Genomic DNA, 26,909 nt, shown 5'->3' on the forward strand with positions numbered 1-26,909 from the left:
ATAGCTGCTCAGTTTTAAACAAGCAGCTTATCATAAAGCCATGACCTAGTCTACTGATTTTAAACAAGGATCATTGGATGGCATCAAAAAGAACACAGGCCTGCCGAGGCAGCCAAAGTTTTTAATCTTGGTCTCAGAACTCTCTTCAGCTAGGAAAAGAAATGAGGTGAACAAGGACACTGAGAGCGGAAAGAGCGAGTCATCAAAAATCGAAAGCTTCCTTATAGAGGAGTCGAAAGCTTTTGTAAAGGCTCATCTCGAGGCTGCTTTTAGGGAAATTGCGGCACAGTTTGATTGTGCTCTCCCTTCAGTAGGGCAGCTTTAAAGCAGATTCAGGTCACTTGAAAAAGACGACTAGCTTTAAGGAACAAGATTCAAAGAAAGTCGCTGACTTCTCTAGTCTGGAGATTTTCCAATCTCCCTCCTTATGGGACGGTTCTATAGTAAAATGAAATAGAAATAGGACAAATCAATCAGGACAATCAAATCGATTTCTAACCATGTTTTAGAAGCAGAGGTGTACTATTCTAGTTTCAATCTATTATATTTTTTAGCAAAGGGCTTTGATATAACATAAAAATCAAAGTTCTGCTACTCCTATAAATGGAGTCATAGAAATTCGATTTTTTCTAATTATCCTAATCCTAGACGTTCAAAGATAGGCTCCACTCGTTTGGTATAGTAAAGATGGTTGAAAATCTCATCGATTTCCTCTTGTGTCAAACGTGATGTCACCTCTGGATCTGCTTCCAGAAGTAGTTTGAAGTCTACTTGCTTGTCCCAAGAGTAGGCTGTTTTTGGTTGTACCAAGTCATAGGCTTGCTCACGGGTCATGCCTTGTTCAATCAAGGTCAACATGGCACGTTGGCTAAAGATCAGACCAAAAGTCGCGTTCATGTTGCGGATCATGTTTTCTGGTAAGACCGTCAAGTTCTTGACGATATTTCCAAAACGGTTGAGCATGTAGTCAATCAAGATGGTCGTATCAGGTGTGATGATACGCTCAGCTGATGAGTGGGAAATGTCGTGTTCATGCCAGAGAGCCACATTCTCATAGGCTGTAATCATGTGACCACGCTCTAAACCCTGTTCAATCCCTTCTGCACGACCGCGTTCCAACCCTTTTTCCTCAGCTTGTTCCAAGGCATAGTCCTGCGCTAGCAAGGCTTGTTCTTCGCGTCTGCGTTGTTCACTAAACATCTCCCTGTCCTCCTCGGACCAGCTCTTGTAGTCTAGCAGTTGGTCTGCTTGGCTGATGGCTCGCTCGGGTTCCTGGGTAAAAGGTTTATTCCCAAAAAACTCCAACCATGCTTTGCGAACCTCGTCTTTGCTGGTTTCTCTGTATTTTTTTAGGTCTTATTTATGATGCTCTTTCAATAGTTCTTCAAACTCAGCGACGCTCATACCCAGCTGATGGCTGGCAACCTCGGAAGTCAGAAGTCCTTGGCGAACCATATCCAGAAAGGCAAAAAGTTTTCCACGTTCAAGTCCACGCTCTAAACCTTTTTCGATGCCCTGTTCAATCCCCAGTTCCAAGAACGCCATCTTAACCAGATGATTTTCTTGTCCATTATTGGTGATGGTTAAAACCTCACCTGTCGTATCCTCGCGCATACTAAAACTATGAAAAGCTAGGTCATCTGAAAAGTAATTGCTGTCCACAATTGCGATAGCGTATACTGGTGCAATGTGTTTGTAACTCTGGTGGGTGTCACCTTCACGTTGGCGAATTTTTTCTAGGTTTTGATTGACCTGACTACACAAATAAGCCCACAGGCGATTGATGAAAAAATTCTGATGATGGACTTGAATCTCAATGATTACTTGAGTGCCATTATCTAGTTCAGCTAAAACATCTATACTGGTATAGAAATCCTGTGCCGAGTACGGCAGGGAAGGCAAGACGTGAATGTTGCTTCCCTCCAAAATGGTCACATTTTTGGCTGGCAAGTCCAGCATATCGCGAATAAACTGACAAGTGATTTCTGGGTTGCTGAAAATTTTCTTAGCAACCAAGTCATTAGTTGGGCTAATGCCCGGATGACGTAATGTCATATTTCTTCTCCTTTCATTATAGCACATTTTTAAATCTAGGTTTACTAGATTCACTGCTACTATCTATTTATTCGGAAAAGAAATGAGTTGTTAAGATATTTTATCTCGTTTCAACTAAAATATGAGCTTGATCAATCAGCTGTCCATCAACAGTCAGATTCAGATAGAAATCCAAGGTCTTATCGGCAGCAAAATACAGGGTTGGTATGGTCAAATCTTTTTTGCTTTCCCCAGCTTGGAATTGAAGGACTTGAATCTCGTCCTGATAGACGACACCATGGACACCTGTCCCCGGTTGAATCGAAATCTTAGCTTCCAAAGGAGTACTACTTTCGCTACGTTCAATCCTAAAATGAAGAGTCTCTCCCTTTGCCACAGCTAGGCTTTTTTCTGCAAATGCTAATCCCTGAACAACTTCTTTTTTTGATAAGCTAGGAGTTTTATAGAGGGAAATCTTGGTCAGTACAGGTAAATCCTGTGTCTCTGTAATCATCACGCGCACCTTCTGTGCCTCTACTATCGGCCCTCGCAAGAGGCGCTTATGACCAACTGTGAAGCCCCTGCCAAATTCCTGCCAGACACCATCCACCTCTACTTGCACATGAAAAGCAGCGATTCGTTGCCCTAGCTTCAAATCTTCTCTTAACTCAATTACATCAAAAGTTTTAGGAGATCCTAGGTCTAGTTCTAACTGGATTGGCAAGCCTACGTCGCTTGCCCAAGAGCTGGTCTCAAGACCATCTGTCAGATGGTGACAAGCAAAGTCTGCGGAAAGAGCTGGACCAGATACCCCAGCTCCCAAAGCCAAATCTTCTTTATAGAGCTCATTGCGATAGGCCGCAAATTCATAGAGGCGTTCAATATCCTTTCCATCAAATAGACCATCTTGATTCGGCGGAATATTGAGCAAGAGAGGCATGCCCCTCCCTACCGAGTGAAAATAAATCTCGACCAACTCCTCAAGAGACTTAGGATCCTGATCTTCATGGTAAAACCAACCCGGCCGGATGGAAACATCTGCCTCACCGATTGAAAAAATCGTGCCCAAGGGATCTCCGTGCTGAAGATAGTCCAGCTCTGCTTCTGTTCCTAGTTTATCAGGATTCACCTTTTGCCACAGGGGATCACCTGCATATCCTCTTTCATTGCCAATCCATCGGATACTGGTGCCTTCTGTTGAAAAAATCAAGCAGTCGCCCTGCAGGTCACGAATGGTTTCAAACCATTTTTCAAATTCATAACTGACCTTTTGCGCGCCCTCTCCTCTGGCTCCATCCATCCAGACCTCAGCAAATTTTCCTGCATTACCATAAGCAGGATTTGATAAGATTTCCTCCAGCTGAGCCAGATAATAGGCATTATAGTCCGCCTCTCGCTCCACATGATAGAGCGGGCTGTGGGCATCCCAGGGTGACAGGTAGACCCCCATATCCATATCAAACTCTGTGGCAGCTTGGGATACTTCAAGGAGCAAGTCCCCCTCTCCATCCCTCCAAGGACTGGCCTTAACCGAATAATCTGTGTGAGCCGTCGGATAGAGGACAAAGCCATCGTGGTGCTTGACCACCAAAATCAACTTCTTAAAGCCCGTTTCCTTGAGCACGCGAATCCACTCACGCGCATCTAACTGTGTCGGGTTAAAGCGTTCAGGATTCTCCTGACCTGTCCCCCATTCCTGGTCATAAAAGGTATTGGGTCCAAAATGGATAAAGGCTGCTAGTTCATCCTCTAAATAAGCTAGCTGGGCCTGACTAGGCAAGGGGCCATGCGGTTTTATTTCTCTTACCATATTACTTCCTATCTACATTTTTCTTTACTTTTTTTGCATACACTTGCAATTCTGTTAAGGCTAGGGGACTGGTCAAGCCTTCAAATCGAAGACGAAGGGCATAAGTCTCCACCTTGTCAAATTCAAAACGAAGCTCCTCATCCTTGTCGCTTGACACTTTTCGAATGCCTGATACAGGTTGCCAATTCTCCTCTTGCTTGAGCAGGGAATCCTTATCCAAATGATTTGGAGTCCGAGGCAAGGCAGGCTCATTCCCTACATAATAATCAATAAAAGTAGGCTCCATCGCCACATATTCTTGATTTTCAACATAATACAAGGTCACGTTATCCACAAATCGCGGTTTTAAAATCCCTGCATCTCCAAAAAGAATGCCGACGCCGGCTTGCTCTGACTTGGCAATCCAAGTATTGGCTGTTGATTTCTTACGTGCAATGACCTTGTCATTGAGGTAAGAGGCTGGGTGATTAGGCTCTGAATGGGAAGCAAAGACCAGAGGCAGGTTGGACCCTGTCCACTGATTGGAAATGACTTCCCCATCTACACTGGCATCTGTCACATGAATGGTGACTGTTGCTGGCAATTCACATACCGCTACTTGTCCTATAAGTACACACTCTCCTACCTGAGCATAGACTTGGGGTTCAAGTTCATCCCAAGTCACCTTGGCCGTATCTCGTCTGCCATCTGATAAGACTAGCTTGACTCGGTCTGGTAAGTGTGGGACTTCCTTGACAAGCGTCCAAACCCTTTCAGGCTCAATAGCGCAAATTCCTTGGACACAAACCTGAGCAGAAGCCTTTAAATCCAGCCCTTCCAGCTGACCAGATACCGTAAACTCATGAAATCTTGCCAAATCTTCTTCAGGAATCTCCTCCCAAATAACCTTGACTCGTTTTGCACCACCAGACTCATAGTCCACCAAGACCGAAGATGGAAGCTGTGGATAAGTCCCCTTATCTGTATACAAGCGAAGTGGTCTTACAGAAACTGCCTGCCCTAGTGAGCTATTTTCTGAAACCTGCAAATGAGTTTGATAGGTTTTCCCTTGATAAAAGGCGCGAATAGCCAAGTCCCCTGCAGACAAGCAATGAAGCACTCCCTGATTGATAATGGCGTGGGCACTACCACTTGTCTCCCAAATCACTTCACTATTCCCCACCTTGTTCACAGGGTTATCCACAGTTTGTGGATAAAGTCCAATAGCTGGGGAATCCCCTTCTTGTAATCCTGCCTGCTTGTCCACTCGAATCTCAAATAAGCGCTGATTTTTCACTGGTTGGGTAGCCAAAGCCTCTCCCACTAAGATATCAAAACTTGCTGGCTCTAGACCTCTAGCACTAGCTTTTACTCTGACTTGGCCTGCCTGCTCCAAGCTCTGAACTAAGAGGACACCTCTGCCATGAAAGGCTTTCCGCTTAAACCGACCATTTTTCTGGGCTTGGTAACGTTCACGACTGGCCTGCCTGCCGTTATCCACACCTACAATACGAGCAGGGCCTTCAATTTTAAAATGAATCTGATTGGAAGCAGTCGGCACCCAATTTCCATCCTTGTCCAATACATCAAAATAGAGATAGAGGAGGTCTTGCCCATCTGGCTCCAGTTGTGTTTTCTCGGCATGTAACCCGATTTTGGCTGACTTGCCTGCAGTCACCACCCTATCTTCTGCCACAAGCTGACCTTGATGGTCATAGGCTACAGCATGCAATTCTCCTGGTTGATAAGGCAAACGCCATTCGAGATAGAGTTGGTCAGAACCTTGTCCCTCTTGATATTTTATGCCATCTGAAGTCCATTTCTCCTGAAAGGTCTTCCTACCTTGGGATTTTCCATTGAGAAATAGCTCTACAGAACGGGCATTTGAATACACTCGAACAGGGATATCCCCATACTTATCCACAACTTGTTGATAACTCTTGTGGATTTCCCAATTCCAATGGGGTAGGATATGAACCATGGGATACTGATCTAGGTCCAACCACTGACTTTGATAGAAATAATAGTCATTTTTAGGAATCCCTGCCGTATCCACAAGCCCAAAATAGGAACTCTTTACAGGCATGTCATTTTGATTGTGCCAAGGAGTGGGCTCACCAATATAGTCCACTCCTGTCCAAATAAACTGACCCGCATAGTCTAGCCGATTTCGATCTGCTATCCAAGAAGCCGTCGCTGTCTTCCCCCAAGGAACTCGATCATTGCCATAGTCTGACTGTTCAAAATTCCGCACGCGACGATTATCCCCAACCTATTCCTTATCTGGGCGAAAATAGCTATCACGCGTCCTTGTAGCCGATGAGGTTTCAGACCCATAAAGTCGCCACTTGGGATGTCTTTTGCGAATCCCGTCAATATTGTCTTCTGAGTAATTCAAGCCCACCACATCCAGCAAATCAGCAATCTTTTCATGGCCCCCAGACCCATCTCCAAAGCGAAACTGGTCCATTCCCATGGTCACAAAACGACTCTCATCCACTTCCTTAACCCTTCCCAGCAAGCGTTTGATAGTCTTCAATGAATGAGCATCTCCATTTGCTTCGCTGACTTCATTTCCCAAGGACCACATAAAAATCGCTGGATTGTTCTTGCCACGCTCAATCATGGTGCGCAAATCGTAATCTGACCAGAAATCGCCTGCTTTCGCTTCTGGATGAGTCTCTTCTTCTTCAAAAAAGCGACCATAGTCATATTCTTTCTTGCCTCCATACCAGGTATCAAAGGCTTCTTCTTGGATGAGTAGTCCCATTTTAGAAGCTAGAGCCAGTAAAATGCTACTGGCTGGATTATGGGTAATTCGAATAGCATTGACGCCCATTTCCTTCATCTGGCGCAAGCGTCTCTCAGCAGCTGACCTGTTTTCCACAGCTCCCAGCGCTCCGTAGTCATGGTGCAAACAAACCCCATGAATCTTCAACCAGCGACCATTTAGAAAGAAGCCCTTATCCACTTGCCAATCCATATAGCGGTAACCAAAGGTCTCCTCTTCTTCATCAACCAAAATGCCATCTTTGTAAAGGCGAGTCTTCAATTGGTAAAGGTAAGGATGGTCAATATCCCAAAGCAAAGGTTGGAAAATTGATATGGCTTGTTGGAAAGAATATTTGTCCCCAGACTCAATCACTAGAGAGTCTGTCGCCTGCCAGTCTGAAACCTGTTGTCCATCATACCAGATACTCTGCTCCAAATACACCGACACAGACTGAGAGCCATCATTTGAAACCTTACTTGTAAGCTGAGTCTCCACCCATCTATCTCTTTGTTCCTTTAGCTTAGGACTTGCTATCGTAATCCCATACAAATCCAGATGCACCGAATCTGTAATCAATAATTTTACTTCTCGGTAAATACCGCTACCAGAGTACCAACGACTGCTAGGTTGCTGATTTTCCACAAAAACCGCAAGCTGGTTGGCCGTCCCATCATTTCTTAGATAAGGCGTGATATCATAAGAAAAGGGTGTATAGCCATTGGGATAATAGCCCAGCACTTGCCCGTTGATATAGACTTGGGCATTCATGTAAACCCCGTCAAAGAGCAAACGCACCGATACAAGACTGGCATCTTCTTCCAAGTAAAACTGCGTCCGATACCAGGCTTGACCCCCGTTTAACTGACCACCCTCATTTTGCGCTGGCGAATACTGATCAAAATCATTGTAAATACTCCAGTCATGTGGCACTTGAATGGCCTGCCAATTTCCCCTCTGAAAATCCGACGCCAAGGCCTCTTCCTTCCCCACCTCTTGGCTAAAAAACCAGTGATTTCGTAAAACTTCTTCTCTTCTCATACAAGCATTCCTCTTTAAACGACTCGATTTACTTGACTATAGCACAAAACAAAAGCGCTTTCAAGATTTCCTCTATCACTCCCTAAATACTCAGAAAAGATTCTATAATTTGTGGAAAAGTCTGAACATCACTCCATGTTCAAGCAAACTGTCATTTTCAAGAAATAAGGTCAAACCTTACAAGAGCGCAAAAAACACCTCTCTGAATGTTCATTCCAGAGAGATGTCCCTTTTGTCTTAACTATTGTAAATCGACTGTCTAAAGTCATCTGAATCTTTGAGATAAGCTTTATAAATCGCTTTTTTCAGTTTTTGAACTGGGGTTTCGATAAACTCAAACTTTTTAGCCGTGGTATTGCCTGCTTTTATCTGGGCTAGTTCAGCTAAAACAGCTTTATTCATAAGCTCTTGTAATTTTTCTTTACTATCAATCACTTCTTCTTTTCCATTGTAATTTATAGTAATTAGTTTTAACTTACCTAATTTCTCAACACGCTCAGTTATTTGCTCTTTTTTGAAAGCTGCGTAAGATTTTCCTAGAATTTTTTCAAAAATATACTTATCGGATAATGGTTTTCCTGCCGCTTCTGCTTCTACTTTAAACTGATTCGATACATAAGGTACGAATCCCTCATAATATCCTAGAGCACCCATAAGTTCAAAGGCTTGTTTTCTAAAGGTGATGTCCCCACTCATACCAGAGTCATTTTGACTAACACCATAAATGGTATCAAACATATCAACGGTATAGTAACCATTTGGTGCAATTTTATCTTTATCCTTAAAACCAGCAATGATATAACGATTGACCAGGATATGATTGTCAATCAAACTATCAATACCTGTCAATTTTTTGGCATCTTCTAAGGTCAGAGCTTGAATCTCCTCACTCTTATGAGTTGCTGGAATTACTGTATTACGATAATCTATCCATCTTCTAAATGGTGAACTAATCGGAACTATTTTCTTGAAATATTTAGTTTTTTCTTCATCAGTTAGATTTTTCGTTGCCTCAGCTTCTAGATAATCTAGAGTATAAAGGACATCAAAACTTCCCTTCATGTAAGATTGCAAATCTTCTGCCGTTTTAAATCGATCAGGTGTCTTATTGTAAAATCCATCCTTATCACTCTCATCATATACAAAGTTGAGATTGAAATAAGTATCCTTTTCTGGATTATAGGAGTTTTCAAAAATACCACGCGCATAAAACTCTGCGGCTGTACCATCTCGACGACCGTGATTATTAAACAAGACCGTTCTATCTAGTAAGTGCGTCATTTCATGAGAATAAGTCGCTGAACCTCTATCATCCAGAACTCTATCTATAAAGTAACGGACACCTAATCCATTAGCCTCAGCTCCCACCTTACTTACTGGAGAATAGTAATTCATAGGAGTCATAAACTGGTCGACCCCCTTATCAGCTCCACTACCAGTAGCTGGTGACCAAGTGCTATCAATCTGGGCATTCGGATTACTTGTATATTTCTTCATCGTATCAATAATCAAGCGATTTGTCAGCAACTTATCACGATTTTCTGGTTTTGTTATACGATAAAGAGTATCGACATAGTTGGCTTGTTGTACAGCCGCCTTTTCAATTAAAGACTTGACTCTAGCAAGCTCAGCCTGGTACTTAGTTGGATTAGACTGGGCGAGAGAAGTATCTATATAGGAACCAATATTACCGTAAGTAATCGTCGCCATATTACTAATCACATAAACATTTGGTTCTTTCACATTCAAAAGTCCCAAAATAGCAGCCATATTAGCCTCTTGTTTACGAGGATCCTTTTCCCCAGCTGTCAACTTGCTATACAGCCCGACATGCGCTGAAGGATTTTCCTTAGATGGTTTTTCAACAATCATAGCTTGGCTAGATTTTTTAAGCCAGGTATCCGCATCATCTGACGTAAAGAGTTGGCGATTGCTGTCTAAAAATTCCTTCAAGCTAGCCTTACCTGTAATGGTAGATAAATACTTTGTAAATGTTTGAGGACTATTGGTCAATTTCATCTCTTCATAAGACATGGATCCTAATTTTTTCAAACTATCCAAGGCTGTCATTGTCTTATTACCAAATGAGCTTGGATTAAAGGCCAGAATATCACGAATATTCGTGTCCCCAAATTGAATATTATAAAAACGATTGATATAAGACAGTCCCAACAAAATCTGCTCTTTGTATTGCTCCAGCTCTTGTTTGACCTTGCTGCGATTTTCAGGGGTATCTCCTATAATTCCTAATGTATGCGAGGCAATCTTTTTGAAACTTGACTCAGCTTGCCTCTTCGTCTGATCAAAGCTTTCTTGGATTGACAGTTTTTGAAGATACTCTATGCGCAACATATCTTTGACCTCTTGGTCAGTGATATTTGGGTGTGTTTTTCTGAGCGCAATTCTCCTTGTTATAATATCTCGAGGATCATAGGTAGGCTCTAACTGTGCTTTTAGTTTACTGTCATGTAAGAAGTCTACTGACCTCGCGCTTGTGGTCAGAGCAGACACATCCACAGCATCTTCTCTCTCACTATTTGTTGGAAGGATGTGTGGTTTATCCTCCTGACTACCAACTAAAACAACTCTCGGTTTCATTGGTTTTGTTATTTGACTCACTTCTCGAGGATTAACCAATTCACCAGTTTGTTCATTGATAGCGTAGGTTCTGGTCAGTGTATTCTCACCAACTTCTCCTTCAGAGGCTACCTTTTCCATCTTTTTAGCAAGAGAAGAATCCTCTCTTCGTTCCTCAGTAACAGCAATCGGTTGTATTACTTTTTCCACATTACCAACTTGAATCACTTTATCGACTGCTGGATTTACTTGTCTAGTGGTGTCAGATACCGTCACCTGACCTGTTGCCTGGTCTAGTTGATAAGTCGTCCTAGTTTCCACCGAACCATCACGCCCTGCAACCGCTACTTCCTCTTTTCTGAACTCCAAAGCAGGATTCACCTGGTAGATCATTTTATGAGATAGGACAGTGGTTTCAACACTCGGTTTAGTTCCAACTTCTACAACTTGATCAACTTTGTTGGCTACTATTTTGACAGTTTTACTCTCAGAAATATTGCCACTTGCTTGATCTTTGGTATAGGTAGTAGTAACTTGTTCTTGTCCCTCAACACCCGAAATTTTTACTCTTGTAACGCCGTGGTCTAACGCCTCATTCTTTTCATAAATGGTTTCATAGGGAACAGCTTTAGTCTCTACTTTGGTCTGAGGAAGTTGAGTGTCTTCTTTAGTACCAACCAAGATTACTTTTTGGCGCATAGTTTTAGTTGTTTCAGTCTTCTCTACTGGATTTGTTAACTCTCCTGTCTCCGGATTAACTTCATAAGTTTTAGTGACGGTTGTTTCCCCTTGCTCGCCTTCACTTTGAACCTCTTCTTTTCCTTTCGGAAGTTCAGGATCATCTTTTCTTTCCTCAGTAATATCAATAGGTGACACGATCTTTTCCACATTTCCAACTTTTACTACTTTGCCTTTAGCTGGAATATTTTCAGTTGTAGTTTCTTCTGAGATAGCTCCTGTTTCTTGATTTACTGTGTATTTTGTAGTTGATACTGTACGCCCTTTTTCACCTGGTGTTTCTACTTGTTGCACATTGTAACTTAAATCTGACGATGCTTTATAAATTGTCTTAAAAGGAATTTCTTGTGATTGAACTGTTGGTTTTGTTCCTACTGCCGTTATTTTCGCTTGCATTGCTTTGGCTACTTTTGTTGAAACTTCTGGATCAGTTAATTCTCCTGTCGTCGAATTTACTTTATAAACACTTATAGTCGTTGTTTCTTCATCTTGACCTTGTTCTCTAACTACTTTAACCCCTTTATCAAGTGACTCATCCGCGATAAACTGTTCACGTCTTTTGGTTGTTGATCTTGTTTCTTCTACATTTCCAACCTTAACAACTCTATCTACTGGATGTTTTTCTATTTTTGTTGAAGTGTTTTCTACTATTTTCCCAGTACTTTCATCAAAACTGTAAGAAGTAGTTGTCACTTCCTTACCATTTTCGCCTGCTACTTCTACTCGTTGCTCTTTGTAATTTAAGGCTGGTGAAGCTTTATATGTTGTTTTATATTCCAATACTTTTTCTTTCGTTACTGGACTTGGGACAGTTGGTTGCTCTTGTGAATCTGACTGTTCTTGGGGAGATAAGGGTTCAGGCTGAACAGCTGATTCTGGTTCGTTTCCTTGACTTGGGTTGACCTCTGGAGATGGAGCCGTTTGTTCTGGTTGTTTTTGGGGTTCTTGTGGGGCAGACTCACCAACATCCTTTACCCCCTCAACTGGATTCTCCAGCTGGTTCTCCTCACCCTTTTGTTCCGCAGGAGATTGATCTTCTTCGCGTCCTGATTCCATGGCTGGGGTTGCTGGTTCAGAATCTTTGGTCTCAGCAGTTGCTTTAGATGGATGATTAGACTCACCAACATCTTTTACCCCCTCAACTGAATTCTCCAGCTGTTTCTCCTCACCCTTTTGTTCCGCAAGAGATTGATCTTCTTCGCGTCCTGATTCCACGGCTGGGATTGCTGGTTCAGAATCTTTGGTCTCAGCAGTTTCTTTAGATGGTTGATTAGACTCAGTACCTTGTGGGGCATGAGTTTGATTCTCCTCGCCCCCTGATTCCACGACTGGGGTTGCTGGCTCTGGTTGCTTCGGCTCGGCTTCGGGTTTGTCAGGTGTTTGTTTCTCGCCCGATGTCGCTTCTGTACCCGGCGTTTCTTCTGCTCCTGGTGTTGGTTGTCCTATTCCATCAACTGGTTTTGTCTCTGTTTCATTCTCTACTATTGGAGTTTTTTCAGGTTGAACTGGTTTAACTTCCTCTGGCTCTGGAGTTACAGGTTGTGTTGGTTTTGGTGCAACTTCTTCCTTAGTCCCAACTGCAATCACCTTGTTCACTGGTTCTTTTGTGATTATATTTTCTATAACTTTGCTAGACTTTTCCCCATTAACGACAGTGACTTCCGTATAGATGGTGCGTTCACCAACAACACCTTCTTGAACAACTTTAGTTTGCCCTTTAGCTAAGGTTGCATCTTCTTGTTCTATCGTTTGGAAAACAACCTCCTCTGTAGTGATTAGCAATTCTGGTTTCTCTACTGTGGCATTTAACACACCTTCCTCAGGACTTGTTTTATAATCACTATTATCTTCTGCTTTCGGTTGTTCTACTTTGGGATTTCCTGCAACTTCTTCCTTAGGCCCTATAGGCACAATTTCATCAGGAGCTTCAACAATTTTCTCAACTGCGTAGGATGGTTGAGGAGATTGCACAAGGTCTTCAGTCGAGCTAAAATGAGATGCAGTCTGTGGTACAATCTTCTTAGATTGAGGTTCTGAACTTTCCTCCTTTTGAGATAATGCTGGCGACTCTACCTTATCAACAGAAAGTTCCTTACTAGCACTATCTCTTACCAAATAATATCCCGTAAATTCGTATCCTTGGACTCTTTCAGGACTTGGTAGAAACTGACCTTCTACTCTCTTAACAAGGGCTGGTTGCAATTCTACCAAATTTTCTAAAGCAGAGATGGATGCTACCCAGCCACCAACAGCAAAGACGGTCACAAGGAAGTAAGACGCTCCCTTTTTTCTCTTGATTAAAGTGAAGGAAAGCAATAATAATCCTGCTCCCAAGATAAACATCCCATCATTAGAAAAAAGACCTGTTTCTGGTAATCTTGTAGCCAATTTTCGATAGACAAAATAGTATTCTTTTCCCTCTTTTACCTCAATTTTATTTTCTTCAAACCATTGCAACTCAGATTTCAGCTTTTCAGGTAAATCCTGCTCATCCAAATAATGACTTGAAATTAGTTTTGAAGTCGTTTCGGTAGCCTGTACAGGTTGAGCACCCATACCAGCAAAAAATAAACTCGTTCCTAGCAAGACCGAGCAAGCTCCTATTGCATATTTCCTCAAAGAAAAACGCTGCTTTCTCTCAAATTGAAATTCTTCCATCCCATCTCCCATCATTCATTATTACTGTATATTTAGTATATCAGAAATAGTCTATATTCACAAATCTTTCTAGTTATTCCCTTATCATTCCAAGTTAAGGGCAACAACATACAATAATTTTTATTTAATACTCTTCGAAAATCTCTTCAAACCACGTCAGCGTCGCCTTGCCGTAGGTATGGTTACTGACTTCGTCAGTTCTATCCACAACCTCAAAACTGTGTTTTGAGCTGACTTCGTCAGTTCTATCTGCAACCTCAAAGCAGTGCTTTGAGCAACCTGCGGCTAGCTTCCTAGTTTGCTCTTTGATTTTCATTGAGTATAAATGTATATCAATATTTTTTGTTTTTCTTAATAAACGCAATGCAAAAAGAGCCTGTTGCCAAGCTCTTTAGTCTATTATTTCTTCTCAGCGCGAAGAGCTGACAAGATTTGTGTACGGATATCATCCACACCATTTGGAGTATTTGGTAAAAAGATGGTTTGATTTCCTTTAGAGGCAAAGGTGTTCAAGGTATCCAAATACTGGTTGGTCAAAAGGATGGACATGATTTGTTCTTCTGTCATGCCAACATTGGCTTCCTTGAGTTCGGTGATAGATTCTGCCAATCCATCCACAATCGCCTTACGTTGTTGGGCAATCCCCACACCATGAAGGCGGTCTTTTTCTGCTTCGGCTTCAGCTGCAGTGACAATTTTAATCTTATCGGCTTCTGCCAATTCTTGCGCTGCGACCCGTTTGCGTTGCGCCGCATTGATTTCATTCATGGATTGCTTAACTTCTGCATCTGGCTCCACCTTAGTAATCAAGGTTTTCACGATAATGTAGCCGTAAGTGGTCATTTCTTCTGCTACTTGGTGTTGAACTTCAAGGGCAATCTCATCTTTTTTCTCAAACAATTCGTCCAAGGTTAATTTGGGAACAGAAGAGCGAAGAGCATCTTCGATATAAGATTTAATCTGAGATTCTGGACGCATGAGTTTATAGTAGGCATCTGTCACGCTCTGCTCATTGACACGGTACTGAGTCGCTACATTCATCATCACGAACACATTGTCCTTGGTCTTGGTCTCAACCACAATATCACTTTGCAGCAAGCGCAACTGAATGCGTGCTGCAATCGAGTCAATCCCAAAAGGCAAGCGAATATGAATACCGCTGTTGGAAACCTTTTGGTATTTCCCAAAGCGTTCAATAATCGCCACCGACTGCTGACGAACCACATAAACTGTACTCAGTGTGACTATCACCAATAGGAGCACACAAACAATCAGAAAAATCATGAAAAATATTGCCATAATGGAACCTCCACAAGTATTTTTCTAGTATTATATCACATTTAAAGAAGGCTGTGCCGTTTTTACTGCGATTTTTCCTGAAATGTCAATAATTAGAGGTGAAACTGCATTTCAAGTTAGTAATCTCTTTTTTTCACTGCATTAACTTCTATAGAATCTTCATCCATAGTCAGAGAATGACTTGCCTTAACTTTTCTCTCGTGCTATACTATTTATGAAATTAATGAATAGGAGATATTTCATGAAATCAGCAAAAACTACTGTTACAATCCTTTCTGCACTTGCATCTGTCGTCTTATTATCTAGTTGTGCAACAAAGTCTACAGAAACACAGACAAGCAATAAGAGCTCATCTGATAATCAGATTACAATGACATATGACCAACTACGGTCAAGAGAAAATACTATGTCAACCCTTTGGTATCAAAAATCAGCTGAAACCAAAGCCTTGTATCTACAAGGTTATAATGTTGCCACAGATCGTCTAAAGGAATTACTGAAAACAGAATCAGACAAGCCTTATTCAATCATTTTGGACTTAGATGAAACAGTCTTAGATAATAGTCCTTATCAAGTTCAAAATATCAAAGACGGAACAGCATTCACACCTGAAAATTGGGATATTTGGGTTCAAAAAGCTGCAGCAAAAGCCGTCCCAGGAGCCAAGACGTTTCTTCAATTTGCCAATCAAAACGGCATCCAAATTTACTATATTTCTGACCGCTCAGTTAATCAAATAGATGCTACGATTAAAAATCTAGAAAACGAAGGAATCCCTGTACAAGGGCGTGATCACCTCATGCTCTTAGAAAGTGGTGTAAAATCCAAAGAAGGGCGTCGCCAAGCAGTTCAAGAGAAAACTAATCTAGTATTACTATTTGGTGATAACCTCGTAGACTTTGCAGATTTTTCGAAGATTTCTGAATCTGACCGTGATAAACAACTTGAAGAATTGCAAAAAGAATTCGGTGAAAAATTCATCATCTTCCCAAATCCAATGTACGGATCATGGGAAACAGCTGTCTACGCTGGCAATAAATTGGATGCTAAAGGTCAAGTGGAAGAACGCCAAAAGGCTTTGCAAGGTTTTAATAAATAAAACAAATAAGCTGATTCTATATAAACTAAGGTTAACTTACAATCTTCAAAAAGTGGATAGGAAGGAATTCTGATAATCAGAAAACTTTCCTATCCACTTTTTTAATTGATATAACATCAAGCTTTTATACATCTGATACTATACGTTTTTCTGATTTTAAAGACTTTGTCGCCTAGACCCTATATTTCAAGCATTAAGTGACCTTGATGATATAAATTTATTGTGGTATACTATTTTTGTCATCGGTTACCGATTACGTTCCTATGGGTTCGTGAGAGGAGGTGAAACTAATGAGCCTTATCATAGAGCTCGCTCTTACTATTATAGCGGATGTTATAGCTGGAATTATCTTGTATTTCGTCTGCAGATGGCTAGATAGTAAGGAGTAGACCGAGTGACTAGCCTATAAACACCCGTTAAATCGCTAAGATACGTCAAAAAAGCCCTTAACTACGGCAATAGTTAGGGGCTTTGGTGTTCTAATGAACCTTATCAATTAACTATATTCTAGCATATAATCTACAATAGTTCAAGCATTAAGTGACCTTGATGATCTAAATTTAGTGTGGTATAATACTTTTGTCATCGGTTACCGATTACGTTCCTATGGGTTCGTGAGAGGAGGTGAAACTAATGAGCCTTATCCCAGAGCTCGCTCTTACTATTATAGCAGACGTCATAGCTGGAATCATCTTGTATTTCGTTTGCAAATGGCTAGATGGTAAGAAGTAGACCGACTGACTAGCCTATCAACACCCGTTAAATCGCTAAGATACGTCAAAAAAGCCCTTAACTATGGCACTAGTTAGGGGATTTGGTGTTCTAATGAACCTTATCCATTAACTACATTCTAGCATATAAGCCCAGATATTTCAAGAGTTTTATTTATTATTTAAAGTTCCTTAGTTCTGAAAGGTATTTGATTTTTCATCAATTCATTTAAAAATACTATACAAATTTCTTTACATTTTCCATAAGTGTGATATAATGAACTCAATAAGATAACTTGTGAAGGATAAACGCTGGGTCCCAGAATGGGGTAGACTGAAAGGTTGAGCATTCCTATGTGCCTGGGGTTATCTTTTTATTTTGATTTTTTAAGGCTCTCTACAAAGTTTAGAGGGTCTTTTTCTATTTCTGTAATGATAAAGTCAACAAATTGCTGTGAATAGGTATAGTGCTCAGACTTACCTATTTTATGGCAATATGCAAATTTCTCGTCAGTTTTTATTGAATAGAAATCAATGATTAAGGTTAGAACATATTGATTGAAACCAGATTTATAATTTAATTTGATATTCTTCTTGTTTAATCGATCATTTACAACTGAGATGATATTCCCGTATGAATATTTGTGAGTCTCTGATGGATCTTTTAAATCTTTTACTATTGCTACTTGAGAGGGAGATTGATTTGCAATTGAGACAACGAAGTCAGCTTCAGACTTTTTCTTTGTGATGTATAGGTTTTGTTTTACACCGATTGCAAATTTATCTGAATTATACTCAGAAACAAGAACATCTATAGCATTTGCTTGCTGAATAAACTTTTCTGCAATTTCCGCTGGGTATTTTAGTCTGATTTGTTCATTTGTCAGAGGCTCATAACTTGCTGATATAGTTAGGAAATTTTGTGCAATGGTCTCAGTGATGTCTCTACCATGAAATCTCTGAAGTTCATTGACATAGTTAAGTACACACGCTTGAAATAGTGGAGCGTACTTTAGTTCGTAATCCTCTGTAATATAATGTGTGCTGATATTTCTAAGCTCAATAATACGCTCCAGATTTAGTCGAATTCGTGTACTATCATCGGAATAAATTTTCTTGATAACATTTTCAAGGCTGAGAGTTCTATCTGGATTATCCTTAAAATAGATTGATAGATTTCTATTTAGCATTTCAGACTTCAACATCAACTCCCAAGCATTACATATGAAAAAACTGAATCCTTCAATACGATATTTGATTGTAGGCTTGTTGTAAATTTCCAGCCCCATAATAAAGGCCTCAACACTTTTATCAACAAGTCGTTGACTTAAATTTTTCATATTTTTCTTCCCTCCAATCTAACTATTAAGCAATCTTTTTAATAAAAACAGTTGCTTTTTATTTTTTTCTTATTCATTTGTCAAATTTGCCGTTTTTTACAGTTTAGTTTATAAAGTCGGATTTCCCTTCCTCCATAATTTTCTTTTATAAAACATCAAGCCCTTAACTGACATCTGATTACTAAACAGGTAACTTACGAAAAATACGCAGACATATCAGAATTACAAGAGAATTTCTAATATCACTATATCGCTTCTTTTATTAAAGACTAACTTTTTTGTTAAAATGTTTATACTCAACAAAAATCAAAGAGCAAATTAGAAAACTAGGATTATATATTCCTGTAGAATATACCAAAACACCCCTTAACTATCGCACTAGTTAAGGGATTTGGTGTTCTAATGAACCTTGCCTATCGATTTTATTCTAACATACAGGTCCAGATATTTCAAGAGTTTTATTTATTATTTAAAGTTCCTTAGTTCTGAAAGGTATTTGATTTTTCATCAATTCATTTAAAAATACTATACAAATTTCTTACATTTTCCATAAGTGTGATATAATGGACTCAATAAGATAACTTGTGAAGGATAAACGCTGGGTCCCAGAATGGGGTAGACTGAAAGGTTGAGCATTCCTATGTGCTGGGGGGTATCTTTTTATTTTGATTTTTTAAGGCTCTCTACAAAGTTTAGAGGGTCTTTTTCTATTCCTGTAGAATATACCAAAACACCCCTTAACTATGGCAGTAGTTAGGGGCTTTGGTGTTCTAATGAACCTTATCCGATAAAATTATTCTAACATACAGATCCAGATATTTCAAGAGTTTTATTTATTTTTTAAAGTTCTGGAAAGGTCTATAATGAAGTTAGCCATCTAGTATCAAAAAACCAACTAGCTCCTATGAACTAGTCGGTTTCTAATCAATGTGCCAACATTTCTTGGGCGATTTCTTGTCCAGATAGGTTATCTGGGTAGTAGGTTGGCCAGTTATCCATTTCTTCAAAGAGGGCTTCTTGGCTGGTGCCTCCAAAGAAGATATGGAAATGTTCTGCCTTAACTGGGGCGATATTGTGGTCACTAAACTGAACATACTTGAACTGTCCAGCGTCCGCATCTGTCGCTTCAAAGAGGAAGCGCACACCACGATTACCTTTCTTGTAAGTTAAGATTTTCTTTCCAACATACTTATAAGTATATTTCTTACTTTGTCCACCTTGAACAAATTCCATAGTGTTATCAGTAATATTAATCTTAGTCACATCTGTCTGATAGCCTTTTGTATAGTAGGCCTTGTACTCAGCCTGAGTCATCTTACCAGTCAACTTAGCCTTGTAGTCAAAGACTTGATCAAAAGTTCCATCTTCAAGGAAAGGATAAACTGATTGCCAGTTACCTGCATAGTCACTCAAGGTGCGGTCCTTGACGTCTGCATCCTCAAAGTAACCATTTTGAACTGTCTTGGTATCCTCTGCCTTTTCAGGCTCGATTGCTGGACCTTCTTGGTCCGTTGTTTGTTTCAAAGCCTTGAGGTTTTTCTCCATGATAGAGATGTAATTTTCTCCCGCCTTGGTGTCCTCTTCTGTCAGACTTTCTAAAGGATTAAGGACATCTGTTTTGACACCTGCCTCTTTTGAAAGTGTGTTAGCAAGGGCTTGTGAGGCATTTTCTTCAAAGTAGATATAGGCGATTTTATTTTTCTTGACGTACTCTGTCAATTCTGCCAGACGTGCAGCTGATGGCTCTGCATCTGGTGAGAGACCTGAGATTGATACTTGCTTGAGACCGTAGTCCAAGGCAAGGTAGTTAAAAGCTGCGTGCTGAGTCACAAAGCTCTTTTGTTTGGCTTGAGACAAGCCTTCTGCATAAGCCTTATCCAATGTTTGCAATTTTTCGATATAGGCAGATGCGTTCTTTTCAAAGGTCTCTTTTTTATCAGGATAATCTGCCGATAAGCTGTCACGGATGTGCTCTACTAGTTTAATGGCACGAACTGGTGATAACCAAACATGGGGGTCAAACTCATGGTGATGGCCTTCTTCTCCATGGTCATGGTCTCCCTCTTCTTCCTCACCACCTGGCAAGAGCAACATATCGCCTGTCGCCTTGATGGTTTTCACTTTTTTCTTATCCAAAGTATCTAGCAATTTAGGAACCCAAGTTTCCATGTTTTCATTTTCATAAACGAAGGTATCTGCATCTTGGATTTTGGCAACTGCCTTGGCAGACGGTTCGTATTCATGGGGTTCTGTACCAGCACCGATGAGGAGTTCTACATTAGCAGTATCTCCTGCGACTTGCTTGGTAAATTCATAGACAGGGTAAAAGGTTGTCACGATATTGAGTTTGCCATCTGCCTGTTTTTGATTGGAACAAGCCACTAAAAACAAGGCACATAAACTGGCTAGCAATAAGCTAATTTTTTTCATCTTAGTCTCCTATTTGATAAAACGTCTTACTAAACTAATTAGTAAGAAAACAGTTACAAAAATAATGGTAATACTTGCACTTGCAGGTGTTTCTGCATAGTAGGAAATGTAAAGTCCTGCTACCATTCCCAAAAATCCAATAGCACTGGCTAACAGCATAACCGATTTAAAGTTTTTCCCCAGACGCAGGGCAATACTAGCTGGCAAGACCATAATGGTCGATACCAGAAGAGCTCCTGCTGCAGGAATCATAAGAGCAATGGCCACCCCTGTCACCATGTTAAAAAGAATAGACATGGTACGAACTGGCAAGCCATCCACAAAGGCCGTATCCTCATCAAAGGTCAGGATATACATAGGACGAAGGAAGAGGAAGGTCAAAATCAAAACAACCGCCGCAATGACAAAGAGGGAAACGACCTGCTCTTCGCTGATAGTCACAATCGAACCAAAAAGATACTGGTCCAAACTCATAGAACTCGAGCTTTTCCCCTTGCTCATGACAATCAGAGAAACAGCCAGACCCGTTGACATGAGGATTGCTGTCCCGATTTCCATAAAACTCTTGTAAACCGTACGGAGATACTCCAGAAAGACCGCCGCAATCAAGACAATAGCAATAGTTGAAATAGTCGGAGAAATCCCTAGGACCAGACCAAAAGCTACACCCGAAAGCGAGACGTGGCTGAGGGTATCACTCATCAAACTCTGACGGCGCAAGATAAGAAAGGTTCCTAATACTGGCGAGAAGAGACTCATGGCAATAACCGCCAGAAAGGCACGCTGCATAAAGTCATAAGATAATAAACTAAGCATGACCCACCTCCTGATCATTCTCATGAACGTTGAAACAACGCCATGGCGAGTCTTGGTTACGGACTAGATGAATATTGCGGTCCGCATAGTCCTTAACTTCTTCAGGATCATGGGTAATCATCAAAACAGCCTTGCCATGATGATGGGCGCTGTGGTGCATGAGTTCGTAAAATTCATTTTTACTTCCTGCATCCATCCCCGTTGTCGGCTCATCTAGGATAAACACATCTGGGTCAGAAGCAAACATACGCGCAATCACCGCTCGCTGCTTTTGTCCTCCAGATAGAGACCCCAAGCGTTTGTCTCGGTGTTCCCACATACCAACTGAGTCCAAACTAGCCTTGATATGCTCCTCATCATGAGCATTCAAACGACGGAACCAACCCTTTCGTGGATAGCGACCCGACTTGACAAACTCATAAACTGTACTTGGAAAACCAGCATTAAAACTGGCAATCTGTTGAGGAAGGTAAGCTATTCTCAATTTCTTACCCTGCGTATTTGTCTTTGAAATAGTTACCTTACCAATGCGTGGTTGGAGAATTCCAAGACTGGCCTTGATGAGTGTCGTCTTAGCCGCTCCATTCTCCCCCGTCAAGGTAACAAATTCCCCACTATCAACACTATAATTGATATGTTCAAGAACAGGCTCCTTATCATAATAGAAGGATAAATCCTCTACCGTAATATATCTCATTATTTGATTTCTCCTACTAAAGCAGTCAAAAACCGCTGGATCACTTTTTGTTCATTTGGAGTAAACTGAGTCGCCACTTGTTCATAGGTTAAAAGTGTATGCTCATGGTGATGGTGGTGCTCCTCAGCAATTGGACGAGCCAAATCAGTCAACTGATAAAAAATCACACGCGCATCCTTAGGATCTTTAGATGTTTCCAACATCCCTTCCTTGACCAAAGACTTAATGGCCTTGGTAACTGCCGCCTGACTGACATTGAGGCGACGGGCCAATTCTGAATTTGTTAAAGATTCCTCTGACAAAAGCATGAGAATATGCTCCTGGGTATTGGTCAGGGCCACCTCGCTAGTACAATGACCTATTAGGATTTCATGCTGATTTTCAGACTTCAAGATAACCTCATTTAAAAAAGTGTCGATATCCTTCGCTAGCTGTCTCATATTTGACTCCTTTCCTTTTAGACTTCTCTTTTTTAAGAGAAAAATACTATTCTTTGACATTTTATTTACCAGTTAATTATATCACAAGCAAAAAAAGAGTCAAGAAAAAACGTGAAAATAGGCTTCATTCTTGAACTCTTCTATATTATGAACTATTGAAATTCTTTGACATCTCCATCATAAGTCGCCCAATCTTTGCTGAAAAAGCGCTCATTCAGATGGTAAGTCGGAGCTGGTGTGGGATTGGATAGGAAAGGATCAACTGCCTTGTCAAAAGCCAACCAACCCAACCAACCCAGATGAATGGTGTCCTTCATAAAGAAAGGCTCCCCGCCATCCTTAGAAAAATCTGCTATATTGGTAAAACCTTGACTCTCTAACTGGTAGCGAATCTTCTGCACCGTTTGTTGGTACATATCCTCTCGTAGACCAGCGTAGTCCATCCATTTTTTATTAACAGGTGGAATGATAAAAATCGGGTTTACCTTGGATTTAGAAAACTGGGTTAAAACTAACTGCAGGTCATTATACTCTGGCGACTTGAGATAGGTGAAGTTTTTCTGAGAATCCTTTAATTTCTTCAAATCCTTCTTAATCTGCTTATTATAGAAATCATTCTCCATTCCCAGATCATTATTGGAAGTATTCTTTTCTGCATCTGATTTGACAACATCTTCTATTGCTTGATAAGAAAACTGGTCTGGCAAGGTCTTTAAATACTTAACTACATGCTTACCATAATTAACATAGCCTCTAACTGAAAACTGTCCAAAAAAGGAAGCCTGGCGTTCATTAAACCGAGCCAATAATTCGATCATTTCATTGTCTGCCGTCGACAATTCTTCTTTACTTGCCAACTTCTGAACCAAATCCTTCATAGCTACGTTAGGAAACTGCTGTAGTAAGCGCGTCGCCGCATATTGGCTAGCCTGATCTCCAGATTGATGTTCCAGAAAACTGGTCAACTGGTCTCCATTAAAATACTGCTGGAAGGCTGCTGGCTCATAGCCATTTTTACTGAACCACTGAGGTGAGATAACATACACAACTTGTTTATTCTCCAGTTGTGGCAGCATCTGTTGCATTCCAAAATACTGGTTAAGCGATGCAGCTCCCCTCTGTCCTAAAAGATAAGGACGGTAGGAGCGATTGTATTTCTCAGCTAATACCGCAGGATGAGCACCGTCAAAACGAAGCCATTCACTAGAGCCAAAGAAGGGAACAAAACGTGTATTTGGATCAGATAGTGCTCTGACTTTTTGACTTCGCTCCTTAAAACTATCGATAGTAGTAGCCACTGCTGAACGCTTTTCAGCTCCTAGATTATGACGCATCTCAGTAGGATAAAAGAAAATGAGCAGAAAAACCAACAAACCAGCTATCAAGACCGGTCCGAAGATCATCCATAAGCGTTTAAGCATTTTGTAGCTCCACAATGCCAGCTATAATTTTATTAGCTGTATTCCAGTCATCACGACCAAACTCTGTTACAGGAACACGAATGTCAAAACGGTTTTCAATCTCCACAATCAACTCAACCGTTCCCATACTATCCAAGACACCTGCGTCAAAAAGATCTTCATCCATCATGTCAGAAACATCTTCCATAAACAACTCATCAATAATTTCGATAACTTCTGATTTGATATCCATATTTTATTTCCTTTTATTTTTTAAACCATAAATCATTCAAAAATCCAGAAAAGATTAAGAATGACAGCATGACGACATGGAAGGTGATAACCATGCCAAGCAACTGAATCCAGCGATTCTCAGGTAGAGCAGGCTTCCCTGCTTTTTTCCGCTCCTTATTGAGTGTTTTTTTCTTACGAACCCAAGCGTCATTGATGACCAAGCCTAATCCATGAAAGAGTCCATAGGCGATATAGTACCAAGTCACTCCATGCCAAAATCCCATAATCAGCATATTGACAATGTAGGCCACGCTTGAGGTTACATTGCGATTTTTAAAGACCTTCTTTCTGGTCAATACCATGACCATTCGCATAAAGACAAAGTCACGGAACCAGAAAGAGAGACTCATATGCCAGCGATTCCAAAATTCCTTTAAATCCCTTGATAAAAAAGGTTTGTTAAAGTTGATAGGGCTACGAATTCCCATCAAATTTGAAATGGCTAAGGCAAACATAGAATAACCTGCAAAGTCAAAGAAAAGTTCCAGACCAAAGGTATACATAACTGCCACGGCATAGAGGTTAAAGAAGCCACCTGACTGCAAGGCTAAATTCTTCAGAGGAGGGAGTAAGGTCTCTCCTAAAACATGAGCCAGGATAAACTTATACAAAAAGCCCCACATGATATAGCGAACAGATTCATCCAGCATATCCATCAACTCATCCCGCTCAGGAATGGCCTGATAATTTTCATTAAATCGCTTAAAGCGATCGATTGGGCCACTTGAAAAAGTCGGCATGAAGAGAAGGAAACGGAGGAATTCCCAGAGGGTAAAATCCTTAATCACTCCATCTCTCAGCTCGATGATAATCCCAACCGAACGAAAGGTCAGGTAAGAAATTCCCAAAAATCCAAGCAAAGACTGCGTTCCATTGATAGCTGGTTGCACCTTGACAAAGATAATCGGAAGGAGGGACAGAAAACTAACTAGGTAGAAGACCCACTTGCCATCCTTGCTTTTTCGATAGTGCTTGTAGAAGAGCAGGAGCAATATCTCCCAGCAAAGGTAAATACCTAAGGCAACCAATTGATTGGTCTTCCCACCTACCAACATGGTGACGATAAAGAAGAGACTAACCAGTACTTCATACCAGGCAAAGCGTTTCTTGAAAAAAAGACCGATAAAGATGGGCAAGGTTGCAGCAATCACATAAACAAAATACTGAGGATTGCCATATGGCTCTAAATGAGGAAGCTGTTGAAAAAACTCCATCATCTCTTATTCACCTCGTTAATCAATCCTTTGATGTCAATCTTTCCATTTGGAGTCAGTGGCAAACTGTCTCGATAAAGGAATTTAGACGGCATCATGTAGGACATCATGATGTCTGTCAAATCTTCCTTGATGGCCTTAGTAATATCGATATCACGCTCAAACTGCTCACGAACACCGTCTTTTAAGATGACATAGGCCAGTAGATTTTGTACCTTGTGGTCCTTGTTATAACGCGGTACTGCGACAGCAGACTCGATATAGCGAGACTTATTAAGATTTTGAGAGACATCTTCTAACTCAATGCGGTAACCGTTGAACTTAATCTGGAAGTCCATGCGTCCACCGTAAAGAAGTAAGCCCTCATCTGTCATGGTTCCCACATCGCCTGTGTGGTAGGCTGGCAGACCTTCAAACTCAAAGAAGGCTTCCGCTGTTTTTTCAGGATTGTTCATATAGCCTTTTGAAACAGCTGGCCCAGAAACAATGATTTCTCCCTGTTCACCATTTGGCAGTTTATTTCCTTCCTCGTCAATGATAAAGGTTGGAGAATCAGCCTTGGTATAGCCGATTGGTAGACGTTTGAGAGTCGCTAACATCTCGTCTGTCACGGCAACAGCTGACAAGGCTACTGTCGCTTCTGTTGGACCGTAGGCATTGATAATACGGGCATTTGGGAAACGCTCACGCAGTTTTTGAGCTGTTTTAACCGTCAATTCTTCGCCATCAAAGTAGAAATGCGTGATTCCAGGCATTTTCTCACTGTTGAAGTCTTCTGACAACATGGCCATATCTGCAAAAGAAGGGGTTGATGTCCAGATAGCGATTGGCAACGAAAAGATGGTCGCAAAGAGTTGCTTAAAGTCCTGAGTAATAGCTGAAGGAAGAGCGAAGAGCGTACCACCTAGTGCCAAGGTCGGAGCCCAGTACATGACAGACAGATCAAAAGAATAAGGTGGCTGAGCCAGCATTTGCGGACGACTTGGCGTCGCAAATTCCTTGTCCGTAATCATCCAATTGGTAAAGCTGAGGAGGTTATCATGGGAAATCTGCACTCCTTTAGGCTTACCAGTCGTACCAGAAGTAAAGATAATGTAGTAGTTATCATCGCCCTTGACTGGATGCGTGATCTCATAGCTAGTCCCTTGAGCAAAGGCTTCTTGAACCTGAGCTAGATTCATCATCGGTGTAGAAACCTGCTCCAATGGAAAGTCTGAAATGGCAATAATCAAGCTTGGCTCTGCCACTTCTAAAATAGCCGAAACTCGCTCCAAGGCTGAATGGCTATCAATTGGAATGTAGGCATGTCCTGACTTAGTCAGCGCTACAAAAGTTGCCAACATTTCATACTCTTGACCACCAAAAACGACCACAGGAGACTTCTCAGACAAGCCTAGTTGGTCAATGGCTGTAGCCAAACTATCCGAATCAGCCTTTAAATCGCCATAAGTATGTTCCTGCCCCAAAACATTGTAAACAGGATAGTTAGGCTGTGTCTGAGCAAAATGCTCAATGGTTTCAATCATATCTGCTATTGGTTTATTTGACACAATAGGGATTCTC

15 protein-coding genes and 3 pseudogenes are annotated in these 26,909 nt (G+C 41.0%); 2 read left to right on the forward strand and 16 right to left on the reverse strand.

Annotated elements, in window-relative coordinates; all coding sequences use genetic code 11:
* Nucleotides 1–73 precede the first annotated feature (73 nt).
* Nucleotides 74–325: a hypothetical protein gene (locus SPPN_RS13620; RefSeq protein ID WP_014017373.1), complete on the forward strand. Its 252-nt coding sequence runs from the start codon at nt 74–76 to the stop codon at nt 323–325.
* 308 nt (nt 326–633) lie between these two features.
* On the opposite strand, the pseudogene SPPN_RS14450 reads toward SPPN_RS13620, so the two are convergent.
* The 7 genes and pseudogenes from SPPN_RS14450 to SPPN_RS10985 form a co-directional block, all read right to left on the reverse strand.
* A pseudogene (locus SPPN_RS14450) lies at nt 634–1,353 on the reverse strand (hypothetical protein); the annotation flags it as partial.
* 177 nt (nt 1,354–1,530) lie between these two features.
* Nucleotides 1,531–2,055, reverse strand: a pseudogene (locus SPPN_RS10960) (PD-(D/E)XK nuclease family transposase); the annotation flags it as partial.
* Between the two features lie 100 nt (nt 2,056–2,155).
* Complete coding sequence (locus SPPN_RS10965; protein ID WP_000251210.1) at nt 2,156–3,844, reverse strand: alpha-L-fucosidase; 1,689 nt, start codon at nt 3,842–3,844, stop codon at nt 2,156–2,158.
* 1 nt (nt 3,845) lies between these two features.
* Nucleotides 3,846–7,634: pseudogene (locus tag SPPN_RS14455) on the reverse strand (DUF4982 domain-containing protein).
* 237 nt (nt 7,635–7,871) lie between these two features.
* Nucleotides 7,872–13,607: a ZmpA/ZmpB/ZmpC family metallo-endopeptidase gene (locus SPPN_RS10975; protein ID WP_014017374.1), complete on the reverse strand. Its 5,736-nt coding sequence runs from the start codon at nt 13,605–13,607 to the stop codon at nt 7,872–7,874.
* Between the two features lie 124 nt (nt 13,608–13,731).
* Nucleotides 13,732–13,923: a hypothetical protein gene (locus SPPN_RS14100; protein WP_000692969.1), complete on the reverse strand. Its 192-nt coding sequence runs from the start codon at nt 13,921–13,923 to the stop codon at nt 13,732–13,734.
* 83 nt (nt 13,924–14,006) lie between these two features.
* The gene (locus tag SPPN_RS10985) at nt 14,007–14,891 is read right to left on the reverse strand and encodes an SPFH domain-containing protein (protein WP_025170612.1); all 885 of its coding nucleotides are present in this window, start codon (nt 14,889–14,891) and stop codon (nt 14,007–14,009) included.
* A gap of 256 nt (nt 14,892–15,147) precedes the next feature.
* On the opposite strand from SPPN_RS10985, the gene SPPN_RS10990 reads away from it, so the two are divergent.
* Nucleotides 15,148–16,005 carry a 5'-nucleotidase, lipoprotein e(P4) family gene (locus SPPN_RS10990; protein WP_000833516.1) on the forward strand — a complete coding sequence of 286 codons (858 nt, stop codon included), beginning with the start codon at nt 15,148–15,150 and terminating at the stop codon, nt 16,003–16,005.
* Nucleotides 16,006–17,089: 1,084 nt separating this feature from the next.
* On the opposite strand, the gene SPPN_RS10995 is transcribed toward SPPN_RS10990, so the two are convergent.
* The 9 genes from SPPN_RS10995 to dltA form a co-directional block, all read right to left on the reverse strand.
* Entirely contained in the window at nt 17,090–18,055 is a 966-nt protein-coding gene (locus SPPN_RS10995; RefSeq protein ID WP_000793783.1) for a DUF3644 domain-containing protein, read from the reverse strand.
* Nucleotides 18,056–18,979: 924 nt separating this feature from the next.
* Entirely contained in the window at nt 18,980–20,485 is a 1,506-nt protein-coding gene (gene adcA, locus SPPN_RS11000) for a zinc ABC transporter substrate-binding lipoprotein AdcA (RefSeq protein ID WP_000724077.1), read from the reverse strand.
* Nucleotides 20,486–20,494: 9 nt separating this feature from the next.
* Nucleotides 20,495–21,301 carry a metal ABC transporter permease gene (locus SPPN_RS11005; protein ID WP_000950032.1) on the reverse strand — a complete coding sequence of 269 codons (807 nt, stop codon included), beginning with the start codon at nt 21,299–21,301 and terminating at the stop codon, nt 20,495–20,497.
* Nucleotides 21,294–21,998, reverse strand: a complete 705-nt coding sequence (locus SPPN_RS11010) for a metal ABC transporter ATP-binding protein (RefSeq protein WP_001269496.1) — start codon at nt 21,996–21,998, stop codon at nt 21,294–21,296. The genes SPPN_RS11005 and SPPN_RS11010 overlap by 8 nt, the downstream gene beginning before the upstream one ends.
* Nucleotides 21,998–22,438 (reverse strand): zinc-dependent transcriptional regulator AdcR, encoded by a 441-nt coding sequence (adcR, locus tag SPPN_RS11015; RefSeq protein ID WP_001249317.1) that lies wholly within the window; start codon nt 22,436–22,438, stop codon nt 21,998–22,000. Before adcR ends, SPPN_RS11010 begins: the two co-directional genes overlap by 1 nt.
* A 152-nt stretch (nt 22,439–22,590) precedes the next feature.
* Entirely contained in the window at nt 22,591–23,859 is a 1,269-nt protein-coding gene (gene dltD, locus SPPN_RS11020; protein ID WP_000919880.1) for a D-alanyl-lipoteichoic acid biosynthesis protein DltD, read from the reverse strand.
* Nucleotides 23,852–24,091, reverse strand: a complete 240-nt coding sequence (dltC, locus tag SPPN_RS11025; RefSeq protein WP_000351967.1) for a D-alanine--poly(phosphoribitol) ligase subunit DltC — start codon at nt 24,089–24,091, stop codon at nt 23,852–23,854. The genes dltD and dltC overlap by 8 nt, the downstream gene beginning before the upstream one ends.
* Before the next feature lie 13 nt (nt 24,092–24,104).
* Nucleotides 24,105–25,349, reverse strand: coding sequence for a D-alanyl-lipoteichoic acid biosynthesis protein DltB (gene dltB / locus SPPN_RS11030; protein ID WP_000969758.1), 1,245 nt, complete (start codon nt 25,347–25,349; stop codon nt 24,105–24,107).
* Nucleotides 25,346–26,896, reverse strand: a complete 1,551-nt coding sequence (gene dltA / locus SPPN_RS11035; protein WP_000066718.1) for a D-alanine--poly(phosphoribitol) ligase subunit DltA — start codon at nt 26,894–26,896, stop codon at nt 25,346–25,348. Before dltA ends, dltB begins: the two co-directional genes overlap by 4 nt.
* Nucleotides 26,897–26,909: the final 13 nt, after the last annotated feature.

Origin of the sequence: Streptococcus pseudopneumoniae IS7493, from assembly GCF_000221985.1 — a bacterium.
In the GTDB taxonomy this organism is placed as follows: Bacteria; Bacillota; Bacilli; order Lactobacillales; family Streptococcaceae; genus Streptococcus; species Streptococcus pseudopneumoniae.